This window comes from Cupriavidus sp. FW306-01-F10A (assembly GCF_058782785.1).
Genome location: NZ_JBYSYA010000002.1, coordinates 532,662 through 551,979 on the forward strand (window position 1 = coordinate 532,662; position 19,318 = coordinate 551,979).

The 19,318-nt window shown below is 68.7% G+C and carries 20 protein-coding genes; 13 read left to right on the forward strand and 7 right to left on the reverse strand.

Annotated elements, in window-relative coordinates; all coding sequences use genetic code 11:
- The first annotated feature begins 9 nt into the window (after window positions 1–9).
- From kdsB to AC3WLF_RS05455, 3 genes are all read left to right on the forward strand, one after another.
- Window positions 10–819, forward strand: coding sequence for a 3-deoxy-manno-octulosonate cytidylyltransferase (gene kdsB, locus AC3WLF_RS05445; protein ID WP_010812254.1), 810 nt, complete (start codon window positions 10–12; stop codon window positions 817–819).
- A 383-nt stretch (window positions 820–1,202) separates the two neighbouring features.
- Window positions 1,203–1,868, forward strand: a complete 666-nt coding sequence (gene adk, locus AC3WLF_RS05450; RefSeq protein ID WP_211980755.1) for an adenylate kinase — start codon at window positions 1,203–1,205, stop codon at window positions 1,866–1,868.
- A gap of 186 nt (window positions 1,869–2,054) precedes the next feature.
- Window positions 2,055–2,813: a 3-hydroxyacyl-CoA dehydrogenase gene (locus AC3WLF_RS05455; protein ID WP_492317608.1), complete on the forward strand. Its 759-nt coding sequence runs from the start codon at window positions 2,055–2,057 to the stop codon at window positions 2,811–2,813.
- A gap of 18 nt (window positions 2,814–2,831) precedes the next feature.
- On the opposite strand, the gene AC3WLF_RS05460 is transcribed toward AC3WLF_RS05455, so the two are convergent.
- Entirely contained in the window at window positions 2,832–3,644 is an 813-nt protein-coding gene (locus AC3WLF_RS05460) for an MmyB family transcriptional regulator (RefSeq protein ID WP_492357925.1), read from the reverse strand.
- Window positions 3,645–3,799: 155 nt separating this feature from the next.
- Here AC3WLF_RS05460 and AC3WLF_RS05465 point away from each other — a divergent pair, with 155 nt between their 5' ends.
- Window positions 3,800–4,579: a class I SAM-dependent methyltransferase gene (locus tag AC3WLF_RS05465; protein WP_492351610.1), complete on the forward strand. Its 780-nt coding sequence runs from the start codon at window positions 3,800–3,802 to the stop codon at window positions 4,577–4,579.
- Window positions 4,580–4,594: 15 nt separating this feature from the next.
- Here the strand turns inward: AC3WLF_RS05465 and AC3WLF_RS05470 are convergent, their stop codons facing one another.
- A complete protein-coding gene (locus AC3WLF_RS05470; RefSeq protein ID WP_340520069.1) occupies window positions 4,595–5,512 on the reverse strand; it encodes a LysR family transcriptional regulator in 918 nt (305 codons plus the stop codon).
- A gap of 103 nt (window positions 5,513–5,615) precedes the next feature.
- Here AC3WLF_RS05470 and AC3WLF_RS05475 point away from each other — a divergent pair, with 103 nt between their 5' ends.
- Window positions 5,616–6,641 (forward strand): bile acid:sodium symporter family protein, encoded by a 1,026-nt coding sequence (locus AC3WLF_RS05475; protein WP_492317611.1) that lies wholly within the window; start codon window positions 5,616–5,618, stop codon window positions 6,639–6,641.
- A 58-nt stretch (window positions 6,642–6,699) separates the two neighbouring features.
- Here AC3WLF_RS05475 and AC3WLF_RS05480 read toward each other — a convergent pair whose 3' ends face one another.
- Both AC3WLF_RS05480 and tsaE read right to left on the reverse strand, forming a co-directional pair.
- Window positions 6,700–8,202, reverse strand: a complete 1,503-nt coding sequence (locus tag AC3WLF_RS05480; protein ID WP_010812247.1) for an N-acetylmuramoyl-L-alanine amidase — start codon at window positions 8,200–8,202, stop codon at window positions 6,700–6,702.
- A complete protein-coding gene (gene tsaE, locus AC3WLF_RS05485) occupies window positions 8,196–8,708 on the reverse strand; it encodes a tRNA (adenosine(37)-N6)-threonylcarbamoyltransferase complex ATPase subunit type 1 TsaE (protein WP_035826054.1) in 513 nt (170 codons plus the stop codon). Before tsaE ends, AC3WLF_RS05480 begins: the two co-directional genes overlap by 7 nt.
- A 16-nt stretch (window positions 8,709–8,724) precedes the next feature.
- Here tsaE and queG point away from each other — a divergent pair, with 16 nt between their 5' ends.
- The gene (gene queG / locus AC3WLF_RS05490) at window positions 8,725–9,930 is read left to right on the forward strand and encodes a tRNA epoxyqueuosine(34) reductase QueG (RefSeq protein ID WP_492301278.1); all 1,206 of its coding nucleotides are present in this window, start codon (window positions 8,725–8,727) and stop codon (window positions 9,928–9,930) included.
- Here the strand turns inward: queG and AC3WLF_RS05495 are convergent.
- The gene (locus tag AC3WLF_RS05495) at window positions 9,927–10,820 is read right to left on the reverse strand and encodes an AEC family transporter (protein ID WP_010812244.1); all 894 of its coding nucleotides are present in this window, start codon (window positions 10,818–10,820) and stop codon (window positions 9,927–9,929) included. The two genes, queG and AC3WLF_RS05495, sit on opposite strands and share 4 nt — an antisense overlap.
- Before the next feature lie 179 nt (window positions 10,821–10,999).
- Here AC3WLF_RS05495 and AC3WLF_RS05500 point away from each other — a divergent pair, with 179 nt between their 5' ends.
- The 6 genes from AC3WLF_RS05500 (at window position 11,000) to plsY (ending at window position 15,498) form a co-directional block, all read left to right on the forward strand.
- Complete coding sequence (locus AC3WLF_RS05500; RefSeq protein WP_492351611.1) at window positions 11,000–11,671, forward strand: chalcone isomerase family protein; 672 nt, start codon at window positions 11,000–11,002, stop codon at window positions 11,669–11,671.
- A gap of 103 nt (window positions 11,672–11,774) precedes the next feature.
- On the forward strand, window positions 11,775–12,743 hold the full coding sequence (locus AC3WLF_RS05505; protein WP_013955671.1) for a tripartite tricarboxylate transporter substrate binding protein BugE: 969 nt from the start codon (window positions 11,775–11,777) through the stop codon (window positions 12,741–12,743).
- Between the two features lie 106 nt (window positions 12,744–12,849).
- A complete protein-coding gene (locus tag AC3WLF_RS05510; RefSeq protein ID WP_492351612.1) occupies window positions 12,850–13,329 on the forward strand; it encodes a methylated-DNA--[protein]-cysteine S-methyltransferase in 480 nt (159 codons plus the stop codon).
- On the forward strand, window positions 13,326–14,264 hold the full coding sequence (xerD, locus tag AC3WLF_RS05515) for a site-specific tyrosine recombinase XerD (RefSeq protein ID WP_010812240.1): 939 nt from the start codon (window positions 13,326–13,328) through the stop codon (window positions 14,262–14,264). The genes AC3WLF_RS05510 and xerD overlap by 4 nt, the downstream gene beginning before the upstream one ends.
- 23 nt (window positions 14,265–14,287) lie before the next feature.
- A complete protein-coding gene (locus AC3WLF_RS05520; RefSeq protein WP_492351613.1) occupies window positions 14,288–14,779 on the forward strand; it encodes an aminoacyl-tRNA deacylase in 492 nt (163 codons plus the stop codon).
- A gap of 110 nt (window positions 14,780–14,889) precedes the next feature.
- Window positions 14,890–15,498 (forward strand): glycerol-3-phosphate 1-O-acyltransferase PlsY, encoded by a 609-nt coding sequence (gene plsY, locus AC3WLF_RS05525; protein WP_492317618.1) that lies wholly within the window; start codon window positions 14,890–14,892, stop codon window positions 15,496–15,498.
- 102 nt (window positions 15,499–15,600) lie between these two features.
- On the opposite strand, the gene AC3WLF_RS05530 is transcribed toward plsY, so the two are convergent.
- Complete coding sequence (locus AC3WLF_RS05530) at window positions 15,601–16,872, reverse strand: ATP-binding protein (RefSeq protein ID WP_010812237.1); 1,272 nt, start codon at window positions 16,870–16,872, stop codon at window positions 15,601–15,603.
- A gap of 52 nt (window positions 16,873–16,924) precedes the next feature.
- The gene (locus AC3WLF_RS05535; RefSeq protein ID WP_010812236.1) at window positions 16,925–17,668 is read right to left on the reverse strand and encodes a response regulator; all 744 of its coding nucleotides are present in this window, start codon (window positions 17,666–17,668) and stop codon (window positions 16,925–16,927) included.
- 338 nt (window positions 17,669–18,006) lie between these two features.
- Here AC3WLF_RS05535 and AC3WLF_RS05540 point away from each other — a divergent pair.
- On the forward strand, window positions 18,007–19,318 hold a 1,312-nt coding region (locus tag AC3WLF_RS05540; protein ID WP_492357926.1), incomplete at its 3' end, for an MdtA/MuxA family multidrug efflux RND transporter periplasmic adaptor subunit.

A 19,318-nucleotide genomic window follows, 5' to 3' on the forward strand; every position in this document is an offset into this window, starting at 1 on the left:
GTGCGCGCCATGACCGTCCCGGCGTTCACTGTCGTCATTCCCGCGCGGCTCGCTTCGACGCGCCTGCCTGACAAGCCCCTGGCCGATATCGGCGGGCGCCCGATGATCGTGCGCGTGGCCGAACGCGCGCATGCGTCGTCGGCGCAGCGCACCGTGGTCGCCACCGATGCGCCCGCGGTGGCGCAGGCCTGCGCCGCGCACGGCATCGAAGCCGTGCTGACCCGCGCCGACCACCCTTCCGGCACCGACCGCCTGTCTGAAGTGGCCGCCCAGCTGGGGCTGGCCGACGACGCCATCGTGGTCAATGTGCAGGGCGACGAGCCGCTGATCGAACCGTCGCTGATCGACGAGGTGGCGCTGCACCTGGCGCACCACGCCGACTGCGCCATCGCCACCGCGGCGCATCCGCTGCAGGACATCGCCGAAGTCTTCAATCCCAATGTGGTCAAGGTGGTGTGCGACGCCGCCGGCCGCGCCCTGTATTTCTCGCGCGCGCCGATCCCGTGGGCGCGCGATGCCTGGTCGGGCGTGCCGGCCGTGCCCGCGGCGCTGGCACAGGTGCCGCTGCCCGGCATGCCGGTGCTGCGCCATATCGGGCTGTACGCCTACCGGGCGGGCTTCCTGCGCCGCTTCCCGACGCTGGCGGCGGCGCCGCTGGAGCAGACCGAGGCGCTGGAGCAACTGCGCGCCATGTGGCATGGCGAGCGCATTGCGGTGCTGCAGACCAGCGCCGCGCCGGCCCCCGGGGTCGACACCCCGGCCGACCTGGAACGGGTGCGCGCGCTGTGGGCGCAGTCGATGGCCCAGGAAGGGCCCTGACCCAACCGCGGGAAAGTGACCCGCGCGGGCGCCTGCCCGCTCAGGTTCATACAGCTGCAACCTGAACCAGGGGGCGGATTTCGGGCCGATTTGGCGCCGCCTCATGGCATAATGCTTGCCGATACAGAGCCGCCCGGCCGGCATGCGCAAGCGTGCCGCCGGCCAAGGCTCGGTGGGGAGATAAAGATAGAGCCCGTCCGGTGTGCCGCGCCGCCATCCCCCTGGCAGCCGCCGCCGGCCGTATGCGTAGGTACGCATGAGCAGTGCCCGCGCTGAACGCAGTCAGAACGCATCAGGACCGCAGTAAGTCCTGCGTCAAGTTACGGCGTTACCCTCCTTCTGATCTCCCGCCACACCAGATTAAAAACTCTGAGGACCCGTAAATGCGTTTGATCCTGTTGGGCGCGCCCGGCGCCGGCAAAGGCACGCAAGCCAAGTTCATCTGCGAGAAGTTCGGCATTCCGCAAATCTCCACGGGCGACATGCTGCGCGCCGCGGTAAAGGCCGGCACCCCGCTGGGCGTAGAAGCCAAGAAGGTCATGGACGCGGGCGGACTGGTGTCGGACGACATCATCATCGGCCTGGTGAAAGACCGCCTCAAGGAAGACGACTGCAAGAACGGCTACCTGTTCGACGGCTTCCCGCGCACCATTCCGCAGGCCGAGGCAATGAAGGAAGCGGGCGTGGCAATCGACTACGTGCTGGAAATCGACGTGCCGTTCGACGCCATCATCGAGCGCATGAGCGGCCGCCGCGTGCACGTGGCCTCGGGCCGCACCTACCACGTCAAGTACAACCCGCCCAAGACCGAGGGCGTGGACGACGAGACCGGCGAGGCGCTGATCCAGCGTGACGATGACAAGGAAGAGACGGTCAAGAAGCGTCTTGATGTCTATTCGCAGCAGACGCGTCCGCTGGTGGATTACTACTCGGACTGGGCTGCCAAGGGAGATGCTTCCGCCAAGGTGGCGCCGCCGAAGTACCGCAAGATCCTGGGCGTGGGCAATGTCGATGACATTACCGCGCGGGTGTTCGAAGCGTTGAAGTAATTTTTCGCCTGCTCTGCCTGGTGTTGTGAAAGCGGCCTTTGGGCCGCTTTTGTTTTGGCCGATTGATTCCGAGCCCGCCTAGCAATCCCACCCCTTGCACATCCCCCACCACCCCGTAAAATACCGCCAACGAATTGACGTTTACGTAAACGGCAACAAATACCCAATCCAAGGAGACAACCCCAAATGCAAATCCAAGGCAACGTATTCATCGTCACCGGCGGCGCCTCGGGCCTGGGTGCAGGCACCGCCCGCATGCTGGCCGAAGCCGGCGCCAGGGTCGTGATCGCCGACCTGAACGAGGCCGACGGCCAGGCGCTGGCAACTGAACTGGGCGGCCAGTTCGTCCGCTGCGACGTCACCTCCGAGGCCGACGGCCAGGCGGTGGTGGCCGCCGCCCAGGCACTGGGCCGGCTCTCGGGCATCGTCAACTGCGCCGGCATCGCCACTGCCAACAAGACCGTCGGCAAGAACGGCCCGCATCCGCTGGAAGCCTTCGACAAGACCATCCGCATCAACCTGGTCGGCACCTTCAACATGATCCGCCTGGCCGCCGCGGCCATGGTGCAAAACACCCCCGACAGCGAAGGCGAGCGCGGCGTGATCATCAATACGGCGTCGGTGGCGGCCTTTGACGGCCAGATCGGGCAGGCCGCCTATGCCGCGTCCAAGGGCGGCGTGGTGGCGATGACGCTGGCGATCGCGCGCGACCTGTCGCGCGACGGCGTGCGCTGCATGACCATCGCCCCGGGTATCTTCGAAACGCCGATGCTGCTGGGCATGCCGCAGGAAGTGCAGGACGCGCTCGGCAGGATGGTGCCGTTCCCGCCGCGCCTTGGCCGCCCGGCGGAGTACGCCAAGCTGGCCCGCTCGATCATCGAGAACACCATGCTCAATGGCGAAGTGATCCGCCTGGACGGCGCGATCCGGATGCAGCCCAAGTAAAGCCCCGGCGCTGCCCGCTCAGCCGGGCAGCAGCATCACCAGCATCAAGCCCGGCGCCGCCGCCGGCACCAGCGTCAGCTGCTCGAACTGCAGCGCGCCCAGCTGCGGATGGTGAAAGCCGCGGCGGCCGCCCTCGCGGTCTTCCACGTCCTGCGACAGCCAGGCATCGCGGAAGGCCGCGCTCTCTGCCATCAGCCCCTCGATCAAGGCTCGCGTCGGCGCCTCGTCCGCATGGCGGATGCTGTGCGCGCGGAATTCCGCCACCAGCCGTGCCGCGCGGTGTGGCCAGTCTTCCACCAGCGCCATCAGCCCCGGCGACAGGAACATCGCGCGCAGCAGGTTGTGCTCGGCGCTGGCGGCATCGAGCCAGCCGACAAACAGGTCTGTCGCGGCGTCGTTCCAGGCCAGCGCGTTCCATTGCCGGTCGAGCAGGTAGGCCGGCCCGCCGATGGCATGCACGCTGGCCAGCACCACCGGCGGCACGGTTTCGTCCGCGGCCTGCTGCGGGTCGCGGCGGCCCGCCAGTTCGAACAGGTAGGCGCGCTCGGCGCGCGACAGCCGCAGCGCGGCAGCCAGGCTGGCCAGCGCGCGTGCCGACAGCGATACCGGCCGCCCCTGCTCCAGCCACGTCACCCAGGTCGCGCTCAAGCCCGCCAGTTGCGCGACTTCCTCGCGGCGCAGGCCGGGGGTGCGGCGGCGCCGGCCCGGTGCGAGCCCGACATCGGCCGGCGCGAGCCGTTCACGGTGCGCACGCAGGAAAGCGCCCAGCACGGATTCGCGCGACGATGGCGATGCAGGCGGGACAACGGCGGGATCGGCAGACAAGGGCATGACAGGCTGGTGTCGCTTATACCAGGATAAATCGGTAACTTGTACCGGGAAAACTGCCCGCCTACAGTATGCCGAACCCGTCTCGCGGGCAAGTCCCCTCCCCCAACAAAGAAGGCCACCCGCCGACCTGGGCGTGGCCCAAGGAGCCCAGCACCATGCAACAGCAGGAACTCGTCGCCGCCCAGTTCGGCGCCACCGCCAGCGCCTACCTCACCAGCGCCGTCCACGCCAGCGGCGCGGACCTGCAGCAACTGAAAGACGAACTGGCCGCGCTGATCCCCGCAGCCAACCGCCCGCGCAGCCGCGTGCTGGACCTGGGCTGCGGCGCGGGCCATGCCAGCTTCGCCGCGGCAGCGATTGCGGGCGAAGTGACGGCTTACGATCTGTCGGCGGACATGCTGGCCGTGGTCGAGGCCGCGGCGCGCGAGCGCGGGCTGGCCAATATCCGCACGCGCCAGGGCGCTGCCGGACAGCTGCCGTTTGACGATGCCAGCTTCTGCGCGGTGGTCTCGCGCATGAGCGCGCACCACTGGCGCGACGTCCCGGCGGCACTGGCCGAGATCCGACGCGTGCTCAAGCCCGGCGGCAAAGTGGTGCTGATCGATATTGCCGGTGCGCCGGATCCGCTGCGCGATACCTGGCTGCAATCGGTGGAACTGCTGCGCGATCCCTCGCACGTGCGCGATTACACGCCGGCGGGGTGGCGGTCGATGTTCGAGGCGGCGGGCTTTGGCGCCGATGGCATCGCCGTATCGGACATCTGGCGCATCGGCATCGAGTTCGACAGCTGGGTCAGGCGCATGCGCACCGCGCCGGTGGCCGTGGAGGCCATCCGCCACCTGTGGCAGATGGCGCCGACGGAAGTGCGTGAGCACTATCGCGTGCAGGCCGACGGCAGCTTTGAACTGGAAGCGGTGATGGTCACCGCGCGTTGACGGAGTGAGACCAGGTCAGGCCGCGGCGCTCATTGCGGGCGCCTCGGCGCGCACGGTCAGGCGGCGCACCAGGTCCCACACCGCCGCCGCGGCCGGCGACAGTGAACGGTCCTCGCGCCGGACCATGACGATGCTGCGCTCCTCGCACGGCACCAGCGGGCGCCACACCAGCGGCGACGCCGCCGGCAGCGGCAGCGAGAACGACGGCAGCACCGATGCGCCGATGCCGGCCTCGACCATGCCGAACACGCTCGCCGAGTGGCCCAGCTCCTGCACCACCAGCGGCACCACGCCATGCCGGCCGAACACGCGGTCGATCAGCGGACGGCTGCCGGAGGCAAAGTCCAGCAGCACCAGCTGCATCCCATGCAGCGCCGACCACGGCACCGAGGCCGACTGCGCCAGCGGATGGTCGCGCCGGCAGACAAAGCAGAACGGGTCGGTCGCCACCGGCTCCACCACCAGCCCGTCGCGCACCAGCGGATCGATCAGCACGCCAAAGTCCACCGCGCCGGCACGCACCTGCTCCAGGCCGTCGGCCTGCACGTTGTCACGCACGGTCAGGCGGATCTCGGGGTATTGGGCGGCGCAGGCGGCCACGTACATCGGCATCAGCCGGGCCGAGATCGTCGGCGCACCAGCTATCACTACGCGACCACGATAGCGTTCGCCAAGCTGGCGCGTTTCTTCCAGCGTGTCGTCGAGCTGCCCGAGCAGCCGCTCAAGCGCGGGCGCCAGCGCGTGGCCGGCCTCGGTCAGCACCACCTCGCGCGTGGTGCGGTCCAGCAGGCGCACGCCAAGTGCCTCTTCCAGCTCAGCCACGCCGCGGCTGACCGCAGGCTGGGTCAGGCCGACCACATCGGCGGCCCGGCTGAAGCCGCCGGTATTGGCCACGGCCAGGAAGACGCGCAACTGGCGCAGTGTGTAATTCATGCAACGCCCGGATAAATAGATTCTATAAATGAATTTGCATTCTAGACTTGGCTGGCGTCCAATACTAGGCAAAACCCTAACATCGCAGGATCCACCCGCAGTCATGTCTCGTATTGTCCGCAAGCTCAAGAAACTTTATGACCTGATCGACGGCTTCGTCCTCGTCATGTTGACGGCTATCGCCATTGCGCTGGCCGCCCCTGAAATCGGCGCCGGCGACGGCCCGCTGCACCTGGGCGTGGTGACCGGCCTGGGCGTGGCGCTGGTGTTCTTCCTGCACGGCGCGGCGCTCTCGCGCGACAAGCTGGTGTCGGGTGCCAAGCACTGGCGCCTCCATGTCTTCGTGCAGACCTTTACCTACGTGGTGTTCCCGGTGGTAGGCGTGCTGCTGATGCTGTCGCTGCGCAATACGCTGCCGCCGGACCTGCTGCTGGGCGTGTTCTTCCTGTGCGCGCTGCCGTCGACGGTATCGTCGTCGGTGGCCATGACCTCGATGGCGCGCGGCAATGTGTCCGGAGCGATCTTCAACGCCACCATCTCGGGCCTGATCGGCATGCTGGTCACGCCGCTGCTGATGGGGCTGGTGATCAGCGCCAGCGGCGCCTCGATGCCGCTGGGCAAGGCGCTCACCGGGGTGGCGCTGCAACTGCTGCTGCCGTTCGCGCTGGGGCAGCTGCTGCGTCCGCTGATCGGCAGCTGGCTGGCGAAGAAGAAGCACATCACCAACAAGATCGACCGTGGCGTGATCGTGCTGATCGTCTATTCCTCATTCTGCGACGCCACCGCCCAGGGCCTGTGGCACCAGTACCAGTGGCAGACCATCGGCGCAGTGATGCTGATCGCCGCGGTGCTGCTGTTCGTGGTGCTGGGCTTTACCACGCTGACTGCGCGCCGCCTTGGCTTCTCTGTCGAGGACGAGATCACGGCGGTGTTCTGCGGCTCCAAGAAGAGCCTGGCCAACGGCATCCCGATGGCCAAGATCCTGTTCGCCGGCCATCCCGCGCTGGGCCTGCTGGTGCTGCCGCTGATGGTCTATCACCAGCTGCAGCTGATCGTATGCTCGGTGATCGCGTCGCGCTATGCCAACCGCGATGCCTTGCTGGAGGACCAGGCCGCGGCGCGGGCCTGAGGCACGCAGCCATGAAAAAAAACCGGGGCATGCCCCGGTTTTTTTGTGCCCGCCAGATTCACACTGACGGATTCTTCGACAGCGGCGGATTGCGCGCGAAGTAAGACCGGATCCCCTTCAGGATCGCATTGGCCAGTTGCTCCTGGTGCGCGTTATCGTTGAGCTTGCGCTCTTCTTCCGGATTGCTGATAAAGGCCGTCTCGATCAGGATCGACGGGATATCCGGCGCCTTCAGCACCGCAAACCCGGCCTGCTCGACGCTGCCCTTGTGCAGCTTGTTGATGCCGCCGATCTCGCCCAGCACGGCCTTGCCGACCTGCAGGCTGTCATTGATCTGCGCGGTGGTGGACAGGTCCAGCAGCACGCGCGCCACCTGCGCATCCTTGTTGCCCATATTGGCGCCGCCGATCAGGTCGGAGGCGTTTTCCTTGTTGGCCAGCCAGCGCGCCGCGGTACTGGAGGCGCCGCGTTCGGACAGCGCGAACACCGACGCGCCGCGCGCCTCGGGCGACAAGAAGGCATCGGCGTGGATCGATACAAACAGGTCGGCCTGCACCCGGCGCGCCTTCTGCACGCGCACGTTCAGCGGCACGAAAAAGTCGGCGTCGCGCGTCATCATCGCGCGCATATTGGGCTGGGCATCGATCTTGGCGCGCAGGCGGTGCGCGATCTGCAGCACCACGTCCTTCTCGCGCGAGCCGGCGGCGCCGATCGCGCCCGGGTCTTCGCCGCCGTGGCCGGGGTCGATCGCCACGGTCAGCAGGCGGCGCATCTTGAAGGGCCGTTCGGCGGTAGGGTTGTCGCGTGCGACCGGCGGCACCACCGGGGCATTGGGGCTCGGCACCGGCGGTGCGGACGGCCTGGGCCGGGCCGAGGCCACCGGCGGCGGCAGCGGCGCGGTGGTGGGCGGCACCTCGCCCTTCTCGTCGAAGCGGCGCACCAGCGCGCCGATCGCGTCTTCCTCGGCACCGGCCGGCGCGCCGGCGATGCCGTCGTTGCCCGGCGCCGGGTCCGAGGTGGCGAAGCGGCGCTGCTTTTCCTCGGTGTCGCGCACCAGCTTCCACAGCGGATCGGGCGGATTGACCGGGTACAGGTCGAACACCAGGCGGTTGCGGTAGCTGCCGATCGGCGCCAGCGTGAACACCTGCGGCGCCACGTTTTCCTTCAGGTCGAACACCATGCGGACCACGCGCGGGCGGTTCTGGCCGACGCGCACGGTCTGGATATAGGGGTCGTTCGGAGTGATCTTGGCCACCAGCTCGCGCAGCGTGGGCGACAGGTCCAGGCCGTCGATGTCCACCACCAGCCGGTCGGGGTCGCGGATCATCTGGTGCACGGCGGCCAGCGGGGAATCGGATTCGATGGTGACGCGGGTGTAGTCCTCGGCCGGCCACACGCGCACCGCGACGATGCCGGCGCCAAACGCGATCTGCGGGCCGGCCAGGGTCAGCACGGCCGTGCCCGCGCCCAGCTTCAGTGCCTGCGCCATCCATTTGCGGCGCGCCTGCAGCAGGCCGTCGGGTCCATCGGGGCGGTCGGTGGCAAGTCGCTTGATCAGCATGCGTTCAGCAGGGTAAGTCCAGTGTGAGTATAGGCGCGCATCGTCGCGATCCGCCGCTCGCCGGCGTCATCCGCCCCGGCCATGTCCGATTGGAGCAACATATGGAGATCCGGTTCCCCGAGCAGGCGGCCGGCCTTTTCCGGCCACTCGACCAGGTTGAAGGCCGGTTCGGCGAAGCAGTCGCGAAAACCCGCGTCGATCCACTCTTCGGGATCGGCAAAGCGGTACAGGTCGAAGTGGTAGACCGTCAGCGGCGAGCCGTCGGCGCGGGCCACCTCGTAAGGCTCGCACAGCGTGTAGGTAGGGCTGCGGACCTTGCCCGCATGGCCGAGCGCGCGCAGGATCGCGCGCGTCAGCGTGGTCTTGCCGGCGCCCAGGTCGCCGGACAGCTGCACATGCACCGTGCGCGGCGGCATGGCCTGCACGGCGGCGGCCAGCGCGGCGCCCAGGCGCGCGGTGGCGGCTTCGTCGGGCAGCGTCAGGGTGCGTTCTTCGAGCAAGGGCATTGCGTACAATTCAGGGATGATCGACCGAGTCGCCCCAGGGCAGGCAGATGCGCCACCTACCCCCGTTCCCGGCACCGCCGCCCACCTGGCCGCGGGCCCCGGGGAACTTGCGGCACTGGCCGCGTCGATCCGCGCATGGGGCGCGGAACTGGGCTTTGCCTCGGTGCGCATCGCCGATGTCGACCTCAGTCATGCCGAGCCGGGGCTGATGGCGTGGCTGGCACAGGGCTACCACGGCGACATGGATTATATGGCGAACCACGGCCTGCGGCGCGCCCGGCCGGCCGAACTGGTGCCCGGCACCGTGCGCGCGATCGTGGCGCGGATGCCGTACATTCCGGCTGCCGGCGCGCAGGCCGGCGCCACCGACTGGCGCCGGCACGAGCTGGCGCGGCTGGACGATCCGGCCACGGCGGTGGTGTCGCTGTATGCGCGCGGCCGCGATTATCACAAGGTGCTGCGCAGCCGTTTGCAGCAGCTGGCCAGCCGGATCGAGGCCGAAATCGGAAAATTCGGCTACCGCGTCTTTACCGATTCCGCACCCGTCATGGAAGTGGCGCTGGCCAGCCAGGGCGGGCTCGGCTGGCGCGGCAAGCATACGCTGCTGCTGGACCGCGACGGCGGCTCGATGTTCTTCCTGGGCGAGATCCTGGTCGACATCCCGCTGCCGGCCGACGCCCCCGAGTCCGGCCACTGCGGCAACTGCCACCGCTGCCTGGACATCTGCCCCACGCGCGCCATCGTGGCGCCGTACCGGCTGGACGCGCGCCGCTGCATCTCCTACCTGACCATCGAGCACAAGGGCCCGATTCCGGTGGAGTTCCGCGCGCCCATGGGCAACCGCGTCTACGGCTGCGACGACTGCCAGCTGGCCTGCCCGTGGAACAAGTTCGCGCATGTGGCCATGGTGCCGGACTTCGACGTGCGCAACGGGCTCGACGCACCCGACATGGTGGCGCTGTTCCAGTGGACCGAAGCGGAATTCAACCAGCGGCTCGAAGGCAGCCCGATCCGCCGCATCGGCCATGAGCGCTGGCTGCGCAACCTGGCGGTGGGGCTGGGCAACAGCCTGCGCGCGGCGCTGTCAGGCACACGCGCCGAAGACGCGGCCCTGGCCGCGCGCATCCGGGCAGCGCTGCTGGAGCGGCGCGAGAGCGCCACGCCGCTGGTGCGCGAGCATATCGACTGGGCCCTGGCGCAAGGCGGCCCGCCGCCGGACTAACTGACCAGCGCCAGCCACAGCGGCGTGGTCACGATCGCCGCCACCGTCATCAGCGAAATCGTCGCCGCCACCATCGGCCCGTTGCCGCCCATGCGCACCGCCAGGATATAGGCGCTGGAGGCCGTGGGCAGCGAGGCGTACAGCACCACGATCTGGTACTGCAGCGCGGTCAGCGGCAGGTGCCGCCCCACCAGCCAGGCCACGCACGGCATCGCCAGCAGCTTGACCCCGGTCCACCAGGCCACCGGGCCGGCGGTACCGGTGGCGCCACTCATCTGCAGCCCGGCACCCACCGTCATCAGCCCCAGCGCGGTCGAGGCCGAGCCCAGCCGGTTCAGCGTCATGCCCAGCACCTCGGGCGCATGCAGCCCCATCAGGTTGGTGAGCAGGCCGCCGGCAGTGGCCAGGATCAGCGGGTTGCGCGCCAGCTCTTTCCACAGTGCGGTCTGGCCGTGCCGCGCCAGCGCCCACACCGCCGCCACATTGCACAGCGGCACCGTGCAGCCGACGATCACCGCCATCAGCGCCAGCCCCTCGGAGCCGCCCAGGCGCGAGGCCAGCGCCAGCCCGATATAGGAATTGAAGCGGAACGCGGTCTGCAGGCCCGAGGCAAAGCTCAGCGCGTCCGGTCGCAACACCCATTTGACGGCGTAGCCGCCGGCCATGCCGGTGGCCATCACCAGCAGCGCCAGCCCCAGCATGGCCGAGGTCGACGAGAAATCCAGCACCGCGGTATTGGTCGACTGCAGCAGCAGCGCCGGGAACAGCACGAAGTAGACCAGGCGCTCCACCCCACCCCAGAAGGCACGGTCGAACGGGGTATAGCGCACCAGCAGCCAGCCGATGAGGATCAGGCTGAAATCCGGGACCAGCAGGAGAGCAGAAGACATTTATCGTTGTTGTAGTGGCGGTGGCATGACGCGGCAGCTGCCCTGCGGGCCGTCGCTCGGGAATGCGGCGGCGCGGTAGATAACGGCAAAAAACCGTAATGTGCGGACTAGGGCAGATACGGATAGGTATTTTTCCAGATTTAGGCCAGCATGGCATGCCAAGTTGTACGCCTGCCGCCATGTTGTCCCGCACCCGGTCCGCGCCGCCGCGCCCGGACACCCACCTCCGAGCCCCCTTCCGCCCTGGTCTGCACCCGGGCCGCTGCCTGCGCCTGGCCGCCGTGCTGGTGGCGCTGTGCGCCGCCACGGCCGCGGGCGCCGTACCGGTGCCGGCGCGCTCGGTTGAGATTGAGGGGATACGTTTTGACGATGCGGCGCGCGTGGGCGGCAAGGAGCTGCAGCTCAACGGCACCGCCCTGCGCGCGGGCTTCCTGGCCAAGGGCTACGTGGCCGCCCTGTACCTGCAGGAGAAGGCCCGCAACGCGGCCCTGGTGCTGGGCACGCCCGGCGCCAAGCGGCTACAGTTGCGCATGCTGCGCGAGACCGAACCGCCGGACGTCGTGCGCGCCATCCGCCAGGGCATCCGCAACAACCACAGCGAACAGCAGATGCAGGAACTGGCCGCGCGGCTGGTACAGTTCGAGCGCACCCTGGGCGAGATCGGCACCGCGCACAAGGGCGACGTGATCAACCTGGATTTTTCCCCGCAGACGGGGACCGTCATCGCCATCAACGGCACGCCTCGCGGCCGGCCGATCCCCGGCGAAGACTTCTACCAGGCCGTGTTGCGGGTCTTCCTGGGCGAGCGCCCGGTCGACGCCGAGGTCAAGCGCGGGCTGCTGGGCGGCTGACACAATTACGCTGCCGACGCACGGCCCCACCTGTGGCACTGCGACGGTTTTTTTTCTTCCGGGCGGCACCCTGCCCGGATTTCCTGACGGGAGACATGATCTCATGCAAGCTGGCAAACTCGCACTGACCCTGGCCCTGGCCGCCGCCGCCACCGCGGCGCAGGCCCAGAGCTACCCCACCAAGCCGATCCGACTGATCATTCCGTTCGCACCGGGCGGCACCACCGACATCGTCGGCCGCGGCGCCGCGGACCAGATGAGCCGCATCCTGGGCCAGCCCGTGGTGGTGGAGAACCGCGCCGGCGGGGGCGGTTCGATCGGTGCCGACGCGATCGCCAAGGCCGCGCCGGACGGCTACACCATCGGCATCTCCACGGTCTCGACCATGGCCGTGAACCCGGCCTGCAACCCCAAGCTGTCGTACGACCCGATCAAGGACTTCAAGCCCATCACCAACCTGGCCAACGTCGCCAACGTGATCGCCGTGAACCCGAACTTCCCGGCCAAGGACTACAAGGAGTTCCTGGCCGTGCTGAAGGCCAACCCGGGCAAGTATTCGTACGCCTCGTCGGGCACCTGCGGCTTCGGCCACATGCTGGGCGAGCAGTTCAAGGTCTCGACCAAGACCTTCATGGTCCATATCCCGTACCGCGGCGCGGGCCCGGCGCTGAACGACGTGCTGGCCGGCCAGGTGCCGATCATGGTGGACAACCTGCCCTCTTCGATTCCCTACATCAAGGCCGGCAAGCTGCGCCCGATCGTGGTGGCCTGGAACAAGCGCCTGGAATCCATGCCCAACGTGCCGACCTTCGGCGAAATGGGCCTGAAGGAGCCGAACGACCCGGCCTGGTACGGCCTGGTGGCGCCGGCCGGCACGCCTGACGACGTCATCAAGAAGCTCAACGAGGCCGCCGTCAAGGCCCTGCAGGACAAGGACTTCCAGCAGCGCCTGCGCACCGCCGGCGCCGAGCCGTCGGGCAACACGCCGGCGCAGCATGCGGCCGAGATCAAGAAGGAATTCGACAAGATGAAGAATCTTGTGAAGGTGCAGAACATCAAGCTGGAGCAATGATCCGGCCGGTGTGACGCCACCCGCAAAGGGCCGCCGCGAGGCGGCCCTTTTTTCTTGCCCGCGCCAAAAAGCACTAAAATCCAGCATTCGCCCCAGCCTGACCGCCATGCCCGCCACCTATGACGCCATCCTCCCCGCCCCCTTCGGCAAGATCGGGGTGCGCACGGACGGCGCGCGCATCCGGGCCATCGTGTACCTTCCCGAGCACGTCGAGGCACGCGCCCCGGCGGACGCACTGACGCAGCAACTCGCGGCGCAGCTGGAGGCCTACTATGCCAACCCCGACACCGTCTTCGACCTGCCGCTGGCCCCGGCCGGCAGCGACTTCCAGCAGCGCGTGTGGCAGGCCATCAGCGCAGTGCCGCGCGGCGCGGTGACCACTTATGGCACCATCGCCGAGGCCATCGGCGCGATGCCGCGCGCGGTGGGCCAGGCCTGCGGGCAGAACCCGTTCCCGATCGTGATCCCCTGCCATCGCGTGGTCTCGGCACGCGGCATCGGCGGCTTCTCGCACCATGCCGAAGACGGCTTCTACCTCGACGTCAAACGCTGGCTGCTGCGCCATGAGGGCGCCATGCTGATATGAGCGGCGCCGCCCAGGCACCTGACATCGCCGCCGCGCCCAGCGACGCCGACGTGGCACTGGTCAGCCGCTTCTGCGACGCGCTGTGGCTGGAAGACGGCCTCTCGCGCAATACCATCGATGCCTACCGGCGCGACCTGACGCTGCTGGCGCGCTGGTTGCAGCATGAGCACCGCGGCGAGTTGCCGGGCGCGGACGACGGCGCGCTGTCGGCCTACTTCAACGCACGCCACACGCAGAGCCGCGCCTCGTCGGCCAACCGTCGCCTGGCGGTGTTCCGCCGCTTCTACCAGTGGGCGCTGCGCGAACACCTGGTCGAAGCCGACCCCTGCCTGCTGCTGCGCCCCGCCAAGCAGCCGCCGCGCTACCCCAAGACCCTGACCGAGTCCCAGGTCGACGCGCTGCTCGAAGCGCCCGACACCGACACGCCGCTGGGGCTGCGCGACCGCACCATGCTGGAATTGATGTACGCCAGCGGGCTGCGCGTGTCGGAGCTCACGCAGATGAAGACCATCGAGATCGGCCTGAACGAAGGCGTGGCGCGCGTGGTCGGCGGCAAGGGCGACAAGGAGCGGCTGGTGCCGTTCGGCCAGCAGGCCGGCGACTGGCTGCGCCGCTACCTGGCCAGTGCGCGCCCCGCGCTGCTGGCCGGGCGCGCCTGCGACGCGCTCTTTGTCACGCAGCGCGGCGAAGGCATGACGCGGCAGGCGTTCTGGCACCTGATCAAGCGCCATGCGCGCGATGCCGGCGTGCACGCGCCGCTGTCGCCGCACACGCTGCGGCACGCCTTTGCCACGCACCTGCTCAACCACGGCGCCGACCTGCGCGTGGTGCAGCTGCTGCTGGGCCACGCCGATATTTCCACCACCCAGATCTATACGCACGTCGCCCGCGAACGCCTGCGCGAGCTGCACCAGCAGCACCATCCGCGCGGCTGAGCAAGCGGGCGGCGACCACTGTCATGAGCAAGACCAGGCACGTATCAGAAACCCCCGCCACGCAGTACCTGCGCAAGCATGGCGTCGCCTTCGGCGAGCATCCGTATGACTATGTCGAGCACGGCGGCACCGGCGAATCGGCGCGCCAGCTGGGCGTTCCCGAGCACGAGGTGATCAAGACCCTGATCATGGAAGACGAGCGCGCGCAGCCGCTGGTGGTGCTGATGCACGGCGACTGCTCGGTCTCGACCAAGAACCTGGCGCGCCAGGCCGGCCGCAAGAGCGTGCAGCCATGCAAGCCCGAGGTGGCGCAACGCCACAGCGGCTACATGGTGGGCGGCACCTCGCCCTTCGGCACGCGCAAGCGCATGCCGGTCTACGTCGAATCGACCGTGCTGGAGCTGGCGCGCATCTATATCAACGGCGGGCGCCGCGGCTTCCTGGTCAGCCTGGACCCGAAGCTGCTGCCCATGCTGGTGAACGCCCAGCCGGTGCAATGCGCACTGCCTGACTGAGAGCCCCCGCGCAAACCGAGGGGAGCCTCGATGCCAATCCGGGAAGTCACGGACGTAGCGAGGCCCCTGCCGCGCTACAATCGCGCCAGCCTGAAAACACCCCACTACACATGGCCAATCTGCTTTTCGCCCTCGCCGCCTACCTGATCGGCTCCATTTCCTTCGCTGTGGTCGTCAGCAAGCTGATGGGGCTGCCGGACCCGCACTCCTATGGCTCCGGCAATCCCGGCGCCACCAACGTGCTGCGCACCGGCAACAAGAAGGCCGCCATCCTGACGCTGATCGGCGATGCCCTGAAGGGCTGGCTGGCGGTATGGCTGGCGGCGCGCTTCGGGCCGGCCTACGGGCTGAACGAAACCGGCCTGGCCATGGTGGCGCTGGCGGTTTTCCTGGGGCACCTGTTCCCGGTGTACCACCGCTTCGCCGGCGGCAAGGGCGTGGCCACCGCGGCGGGCATCCTGCTCGCCATCGACCCGATCCTGGGCCTGGGCACGCTGGCCACGTGGCTGATCATCGCCTTCTTCTTCCGCTACTCGTCGCTGGCGGCGCTGGTGGCGGCGATCTTCGCACCGTTCTTCCATGTGCTGATGAACGGCGTGGATGTGATGACGGGGGCAATCTTCGTGATCAGCGTGCTGCTGATTGCGCGGCACCGGCAGAATATTGCCAAGCTGCTGGCCGGCAAGGAAAGCCGGATCGGGGAGAAGAAGAAGGTTTGAAGGACGTGCAGGCCGCTGGCAAACGCAACGGATGACAGCATCAGCATGCCGGCGGTTTGCTCCCTCTCCCGCAAGCGGAAGAGGGGAGCAAACCAGCGGTAATCAAGCCTCAGCTGCCCCGAACAGCATCTCCACCCGGAACCCGCCACCATCGGCATTCACCAGGTTCAGCTTACCGCCCGCCTGCCGCACCAGCCGGTCCACGATCGCCAGCCCCAGCCCGGAATGCGCATTGCCGCCCCGAGCCGGGTCCAGCCGTACAAAGGGCAACGTGGCGCGCTCCTTGTCATCCTCGGGGATGCCGGCGCCCTGGTCCTCCACCACCAGCAGGTAACCCTCCGGCGTGCGCGCGGTCGCGATGCACACCGGCGGCTTGCCATAGGCGTAGGCGTTGTCGACCAGGTTGCCGACGATGCGGTCCAGCTGCGTGGCGATCATGCGGAAGCCCTCGCCCGCGCCCAGCGACAGCACCACCTGGCGCTCCTGCTCGGCCAGCGACGCGGCCAGCTCATTGACGCGCCGGTCCACCGGCACCGGCCGCGCGGTCGACTCGCTGGTCTGCGCGAAGCTCAGGAACTGCTCGACGATGGCCGACATGGACTCCACGTCGCGCGTCACCCCCGCGGCGGCCTTGGGATCGGCCAGCATCTCGGCGCGCAGGCGCAGCCGCGCCAGCGGTGTCTTCAGGTCATGCGCGATGCCGGCAAGCATGGTATTGCGCTCCTGGTCGATGCGCGCCAGGTCGGCCACCATGCGGTTGAAACGCTCGATCAGCTGGCGCAGCTCATGCGGGCCGCGTTCGCGCAGCGGCGGCACGGCGTGCTGGCGCGACAGCAGCTCCGCCGCATTGGCCATGTCGCGCACCGGCCGCTGGATCTGCCAGGCGATCAGCACGGCAAAGACGATGGCCACGCCCACCACCAGCATCACGCCAGGCACCAGCCGGTTGTCAGGCGGCGGATTGTGGACCCACAGGATCGGCATGGCGATCCAGCGGGCGCGGCTGGGCAGCTTGATCCAGATGCGCGGCGTGGTCTCGTCCTCCAGCCGGATCTCGGTGCCCTGCGGCAGCCTGCCGATGAACTGCTCGACCAGCCGGCGCGAGCGCCCGCCCTTGGGCACGACGGCATGCTCTTCGGCGTCGGCCGTGTTGGCTGTCTCAACCAGGCTGGGCAGCTTCGCCGGCGGACGCGCGTCGAGCGCGCGCTCGATGCTGTCGAGCTGGAACAGCATCTGCTCGACTGAATAGTCCACCTGCTGCTGGCGGCGGTCCATGCGCAGGATGGCCAGCCATGAGAAATGGCTGATCACAAGCACGGCGGCAATCAGCAGCGCAATGCGGCCGAACAGGGTGTCGATACGTCGCAACTTCATCGGAAAGCAGGGTCTGGTGGCATGCGGCGCCAGGGGGCGGGCGCCGCGGCCATTATTCGGGGAGTCCCGCGGACATCTCTTCCGCTTCGTCGGGCACGAAGGTATAGCCGCGCCCGCGCACGGTCTGGATATAGCGCGGGCGCTGCGCGTCTTCATCGAGCAGCCGGCGCAGGCGCCAGATCTGCACGTCGATGCCGCGGTCGCTGATGCCGCTGGCGCTGCCGTACATCAGCTCGACGATGCGCTCGCGCGACAGCACTTCCAGCGGATGCATCAGCAGCAGCTTGAGCAGCGCGAACTCGGTATCGCTGATCGACAGCGTCTGGCCGGCACGGCTCAGCGTGCGCTGGCGGAAATTGACGCGGAACGGGCCGAAGGCGACCGATTCGCGGTCCTCGGGCGCGGCCGCGGGGCGTGCCAGCTTGCGGCGCAGCACGGCGTTGATGCGCGCCAGCAGCTCGCGCGGCGAGAACGGCTTGCCAAGGTAGTCATCGGCGCCGATCTCGAGCCCGACGATGCGGTCGATCTCGTCGCTGCGGGCCGTGAGCAGGATTACGGGGATGTCGTCGTTCTTGGCGCGCAGGTTGCGCAGCGCGGTCAGGCCGTCGACCTTGGGCATCATCAGGTCCAGCACGATCAGCGCCGGGCGCTCGCGCTCCAGGCGCGCCTGCAGGCCGTCGCCGTCGTGCATCACCGAGACGGCAAAGCCCTGCTGGGTCAGGTACTCGCGCAGCAGGTCGCGAAGTTCGGGATCGTCGTCGACGACGAGGATCTGGGTAGGCTGGTTCGTTCGCATAGGCACATGATAGTCAGCCCCGGCGCCACACATGCCGGTTTGGCCGGGCGGTTTTGTTTCCGGAGGTTACACCCGGGGCGCTGGTAATCCGCTGTAATAAAAGCGCCGGGCGCTGAAATACGGGCGTCCGGGCCCGCACATTATCCTTGCGGCATGACGTGCCACCGGCGCCGCCGCATTGCGCGCCACACGGCACTTGCCGGCCTGCCCGCCACCCGCGGCGTGCCCCTCCACGCGGCGGGCCGGCGCCCGTGGCGTTGCGGCATACTGCTGCATCGTCACTTGCCAGACCGAACATCGCCGGCGCGCCGCGCGCGCCGCCCCCAGGATTTGCGGACATGTCCAACCCCGAACAAGGCCAGCCTACCCCCTCCCCGACCCCGTCTTCGCCTCCGCCCGAGGGCGCTCCGCCGCGGCGCACCGGCCGGCGCCGGCTGACCGCCGGCGTGCTGGTGCTGCTGCTCGCGGGGGGCGCCTGGTACTGGTACGCCCATCGCGGCCAGGCGCCGCAGGAGGCGACCGGGGCGGCAGGCGCGCAGCGGGGCGCCAGCGGCCCGGGCGCGCGGGGTGGCGCCGGCGGCCCCGGCATGCCGCGCTCGCCCGTGGTGGTCGCCACCGTGGCCAAGCGCGATATGGATGTGGTGCTCAACGGCCTGGGCAACGTGACCCCGGTTTCCAACGTCACCGTGCGCGCGCAGGTGTCCGGCCCGCTGCTCAAGGTGCTGTTCAAGGAAGGCCAGATGGTCAAGGCCGGCGACGTGCTGGCCGAGATCGACCCGCGCCCGTTCCAGGCCGCGCTGGACCAGGCCGTGGGCCAGCTCGCGCGCGACCAGGCACTGCTGCAGAACGCCAGGCTCGACCAGCAGCGCTACCGCACCCTGCTGGGCCAGGACTCGATCTCCAAGCAGCAGGTCGATACCCAGGACGCGCTGGTGCGCCAGTACGAGGGCGTGGTCAAGACCGACCAGGGCAATGTCGCCAACGCGCGCCTGCAGCTGGGCTATACGAAGATCGTGGCGCCGGTGTCGGGCCGCATCGGCCTGCGCCAGGTCGATCCGGGCAATATCGTCAACACCAGCGACGCCAACGGCATCGCGCTGATCACGCAGATCCAGCCCATCGCCGTGATGTACACCATCCCCGAGGACAACCTGCCGTCGGTGCTGAAGAAGCTCAACGCCGGCGAAGAGCTGCCGGTGCAGGCATGGGACCGCCAGGTGCGCAACCAGCTCGGCGAAGGCACGCTGCTGACCACCGACAACCAGATCGACACCACCACCGGCACGGTCAAGCTCAAGGCGGTCTTCCCCAACGCCGACGGCATGCTGTTCCCCAACCAGTTCGTCAACGTGCGCACGCGCATCGATACGCTCAGGGACGCCACCGTGATCCCCGTGGCGGCGATCCAGCGCGGCCAGCAGGGTACCTTCGTCTACACCGTGGATGACAGCAGCAAGGTCAAGGTGCAGGTGGTCACGCTGGGCCCGGGCGACGGCAGCCGCAATGCCGTGCTCAAGGGCCTGGAGCCCGGCCAGCGCGTGGTGGTGGACGGCGCCGACCGCCTCAAGGAAGGCATGACGGTGGAGGCCGTCGACCCGGCCGCGCGCGCTGCCGCGGTGGTGCCGGCCAGCCAGCCGCGCGGGCGCGGCC

Bases quoted from the DNA above. Each gene is read 5' to 3' on its own strand.
- kdsB (WP_010812254.1), top strand. From the start codon at position 10: ATGACCGTCCCGGCGTTCACTGTCGTCATTCCCGCGCGGCTCGCTTCG.
- adk (WP_211980755.1), top strand. From the start codon at position 1,203: ATGCGTTTGATCCTGTTGGGCGCGCCCGGCGCCGGCAAAGGCACGCAA.
- AC3WLF_RS05455 (WP_492317608.1), top strand. From the start codon at position 2,055: ATGCAAATCCAAGGCAACGTATTCATCGTCACCGGCGGCGCCTCGGGC.
- AC3WLF_RS05460 (WP_492357925.1), bottom strand. From the start codon at position 3,644: ATGCCCTTGTCTGCCGATCCCGCCGTTGTCCCGCCTGCATCGCCATCG.
- AC3WLF_RS05465 (WP_492351610.1), top strand. From the start codon at position 3,800: ATGCAACAGCAGGAACTCGTCGCCGCCCAGTTCGGCGCCACCGCCAGC.
- AC3WLF_RS05470 (WP_340520069.1), bottom strand. From the start codon at position 5,512: ATGAATTACACACTGCGCCAGTTGCGCGTCTTCCTGGCCGTGGCCAAT.
- AC3WLF_RS05475 (WP_492317611.1), top strand. From the start codon at position 5,616: ATGTCTCGTATTGTCCGCAAGCTCAAGAAACTTTATGACCTGATCGAC.
- AC3WLF_RS05480 (WP_010812247.1), bottom strand. From the start codon at position 8,202: ATGCTGATCAAGCGACTTGCCACCGACCGCCCCGATGGACCCGACGGC.
- tsaE (WP_035826054.1), bottom strand. From the start codon at position 8,708: ATGCCCTTGCTCGAAGAACGCACCCTGACGCTGCCCGACGAAGCCGCC.
- queG (WP_492301278.1), top strand. From the start codon at position 8,725: ATGATCGACCGAGTCGCCCCAGGGCAGGCAGATGCGCCACCTACCCCC.
- AC3WLF_RS05495 (WP_010812244.1), bottom strand. From the start codon at position 10,820: ATGTCTTCTGCTCTCCTGCTGGTCCCGGATTTCAGCCTGATCCTCATC.
- AC3WLF_RS05500 (WP_492351611.1), top strand. From the start codon at position 11,000: ATGTTGTCCCGCACCCGGTCCGCGCCGCCGCGCCCGGACACCCACCTC.
- AC3WLF_RS05505 (WP_013955671.1), top strand. From the start codon at position 11,775: ATGCAAGCTGGCAAACTCGCACTGACCCTGGCCCTGGCCGCCGCCGCC.
- AC3WLF_RS05510 (WP_492351612.1), top strand. From the start codon at position 12,850: ATGCCCGCCACCTATGACGCCATCCTCCCCGCCCCCTTCGGCAAGATC.
- xerD (WP_010812240.1), top strand. From the start codon at position 13,326: ATGAGCGGCGCCGCCCAGGCACCTGACATCGCCGCCGCGCCCAGCGAC.
- AC3WLF_RS05520 (WP_492351613.1), top strand. From the start codon at position 14,288: ATGAGCAAGACCAGGCACGTATCAGAAACCCCCGCCACGCAGTACCTG.
- plsY (WP_492317618.1), top strand. From the start codon at position 14,890: ATGGCCAATCTGCTTTTCGCCCTCGCCGCCTACCTGATCGGCTCCATT.
- AC3WLF_RS05530 (WP_010812237.1), bottom strand. From the start codon at position 16,872: ATGAAGTTGCGACGTATCGACACCCTGTTCGGCCGCATTGCGCTGCTG.
- AC3WLF_RS05535 (WP_010812236.1), bottom strand. From the start codon at position 17,668: ATGCGAACGAACCAGCCTACCCAGATCCTCGTCGTCGACGACGATCCC.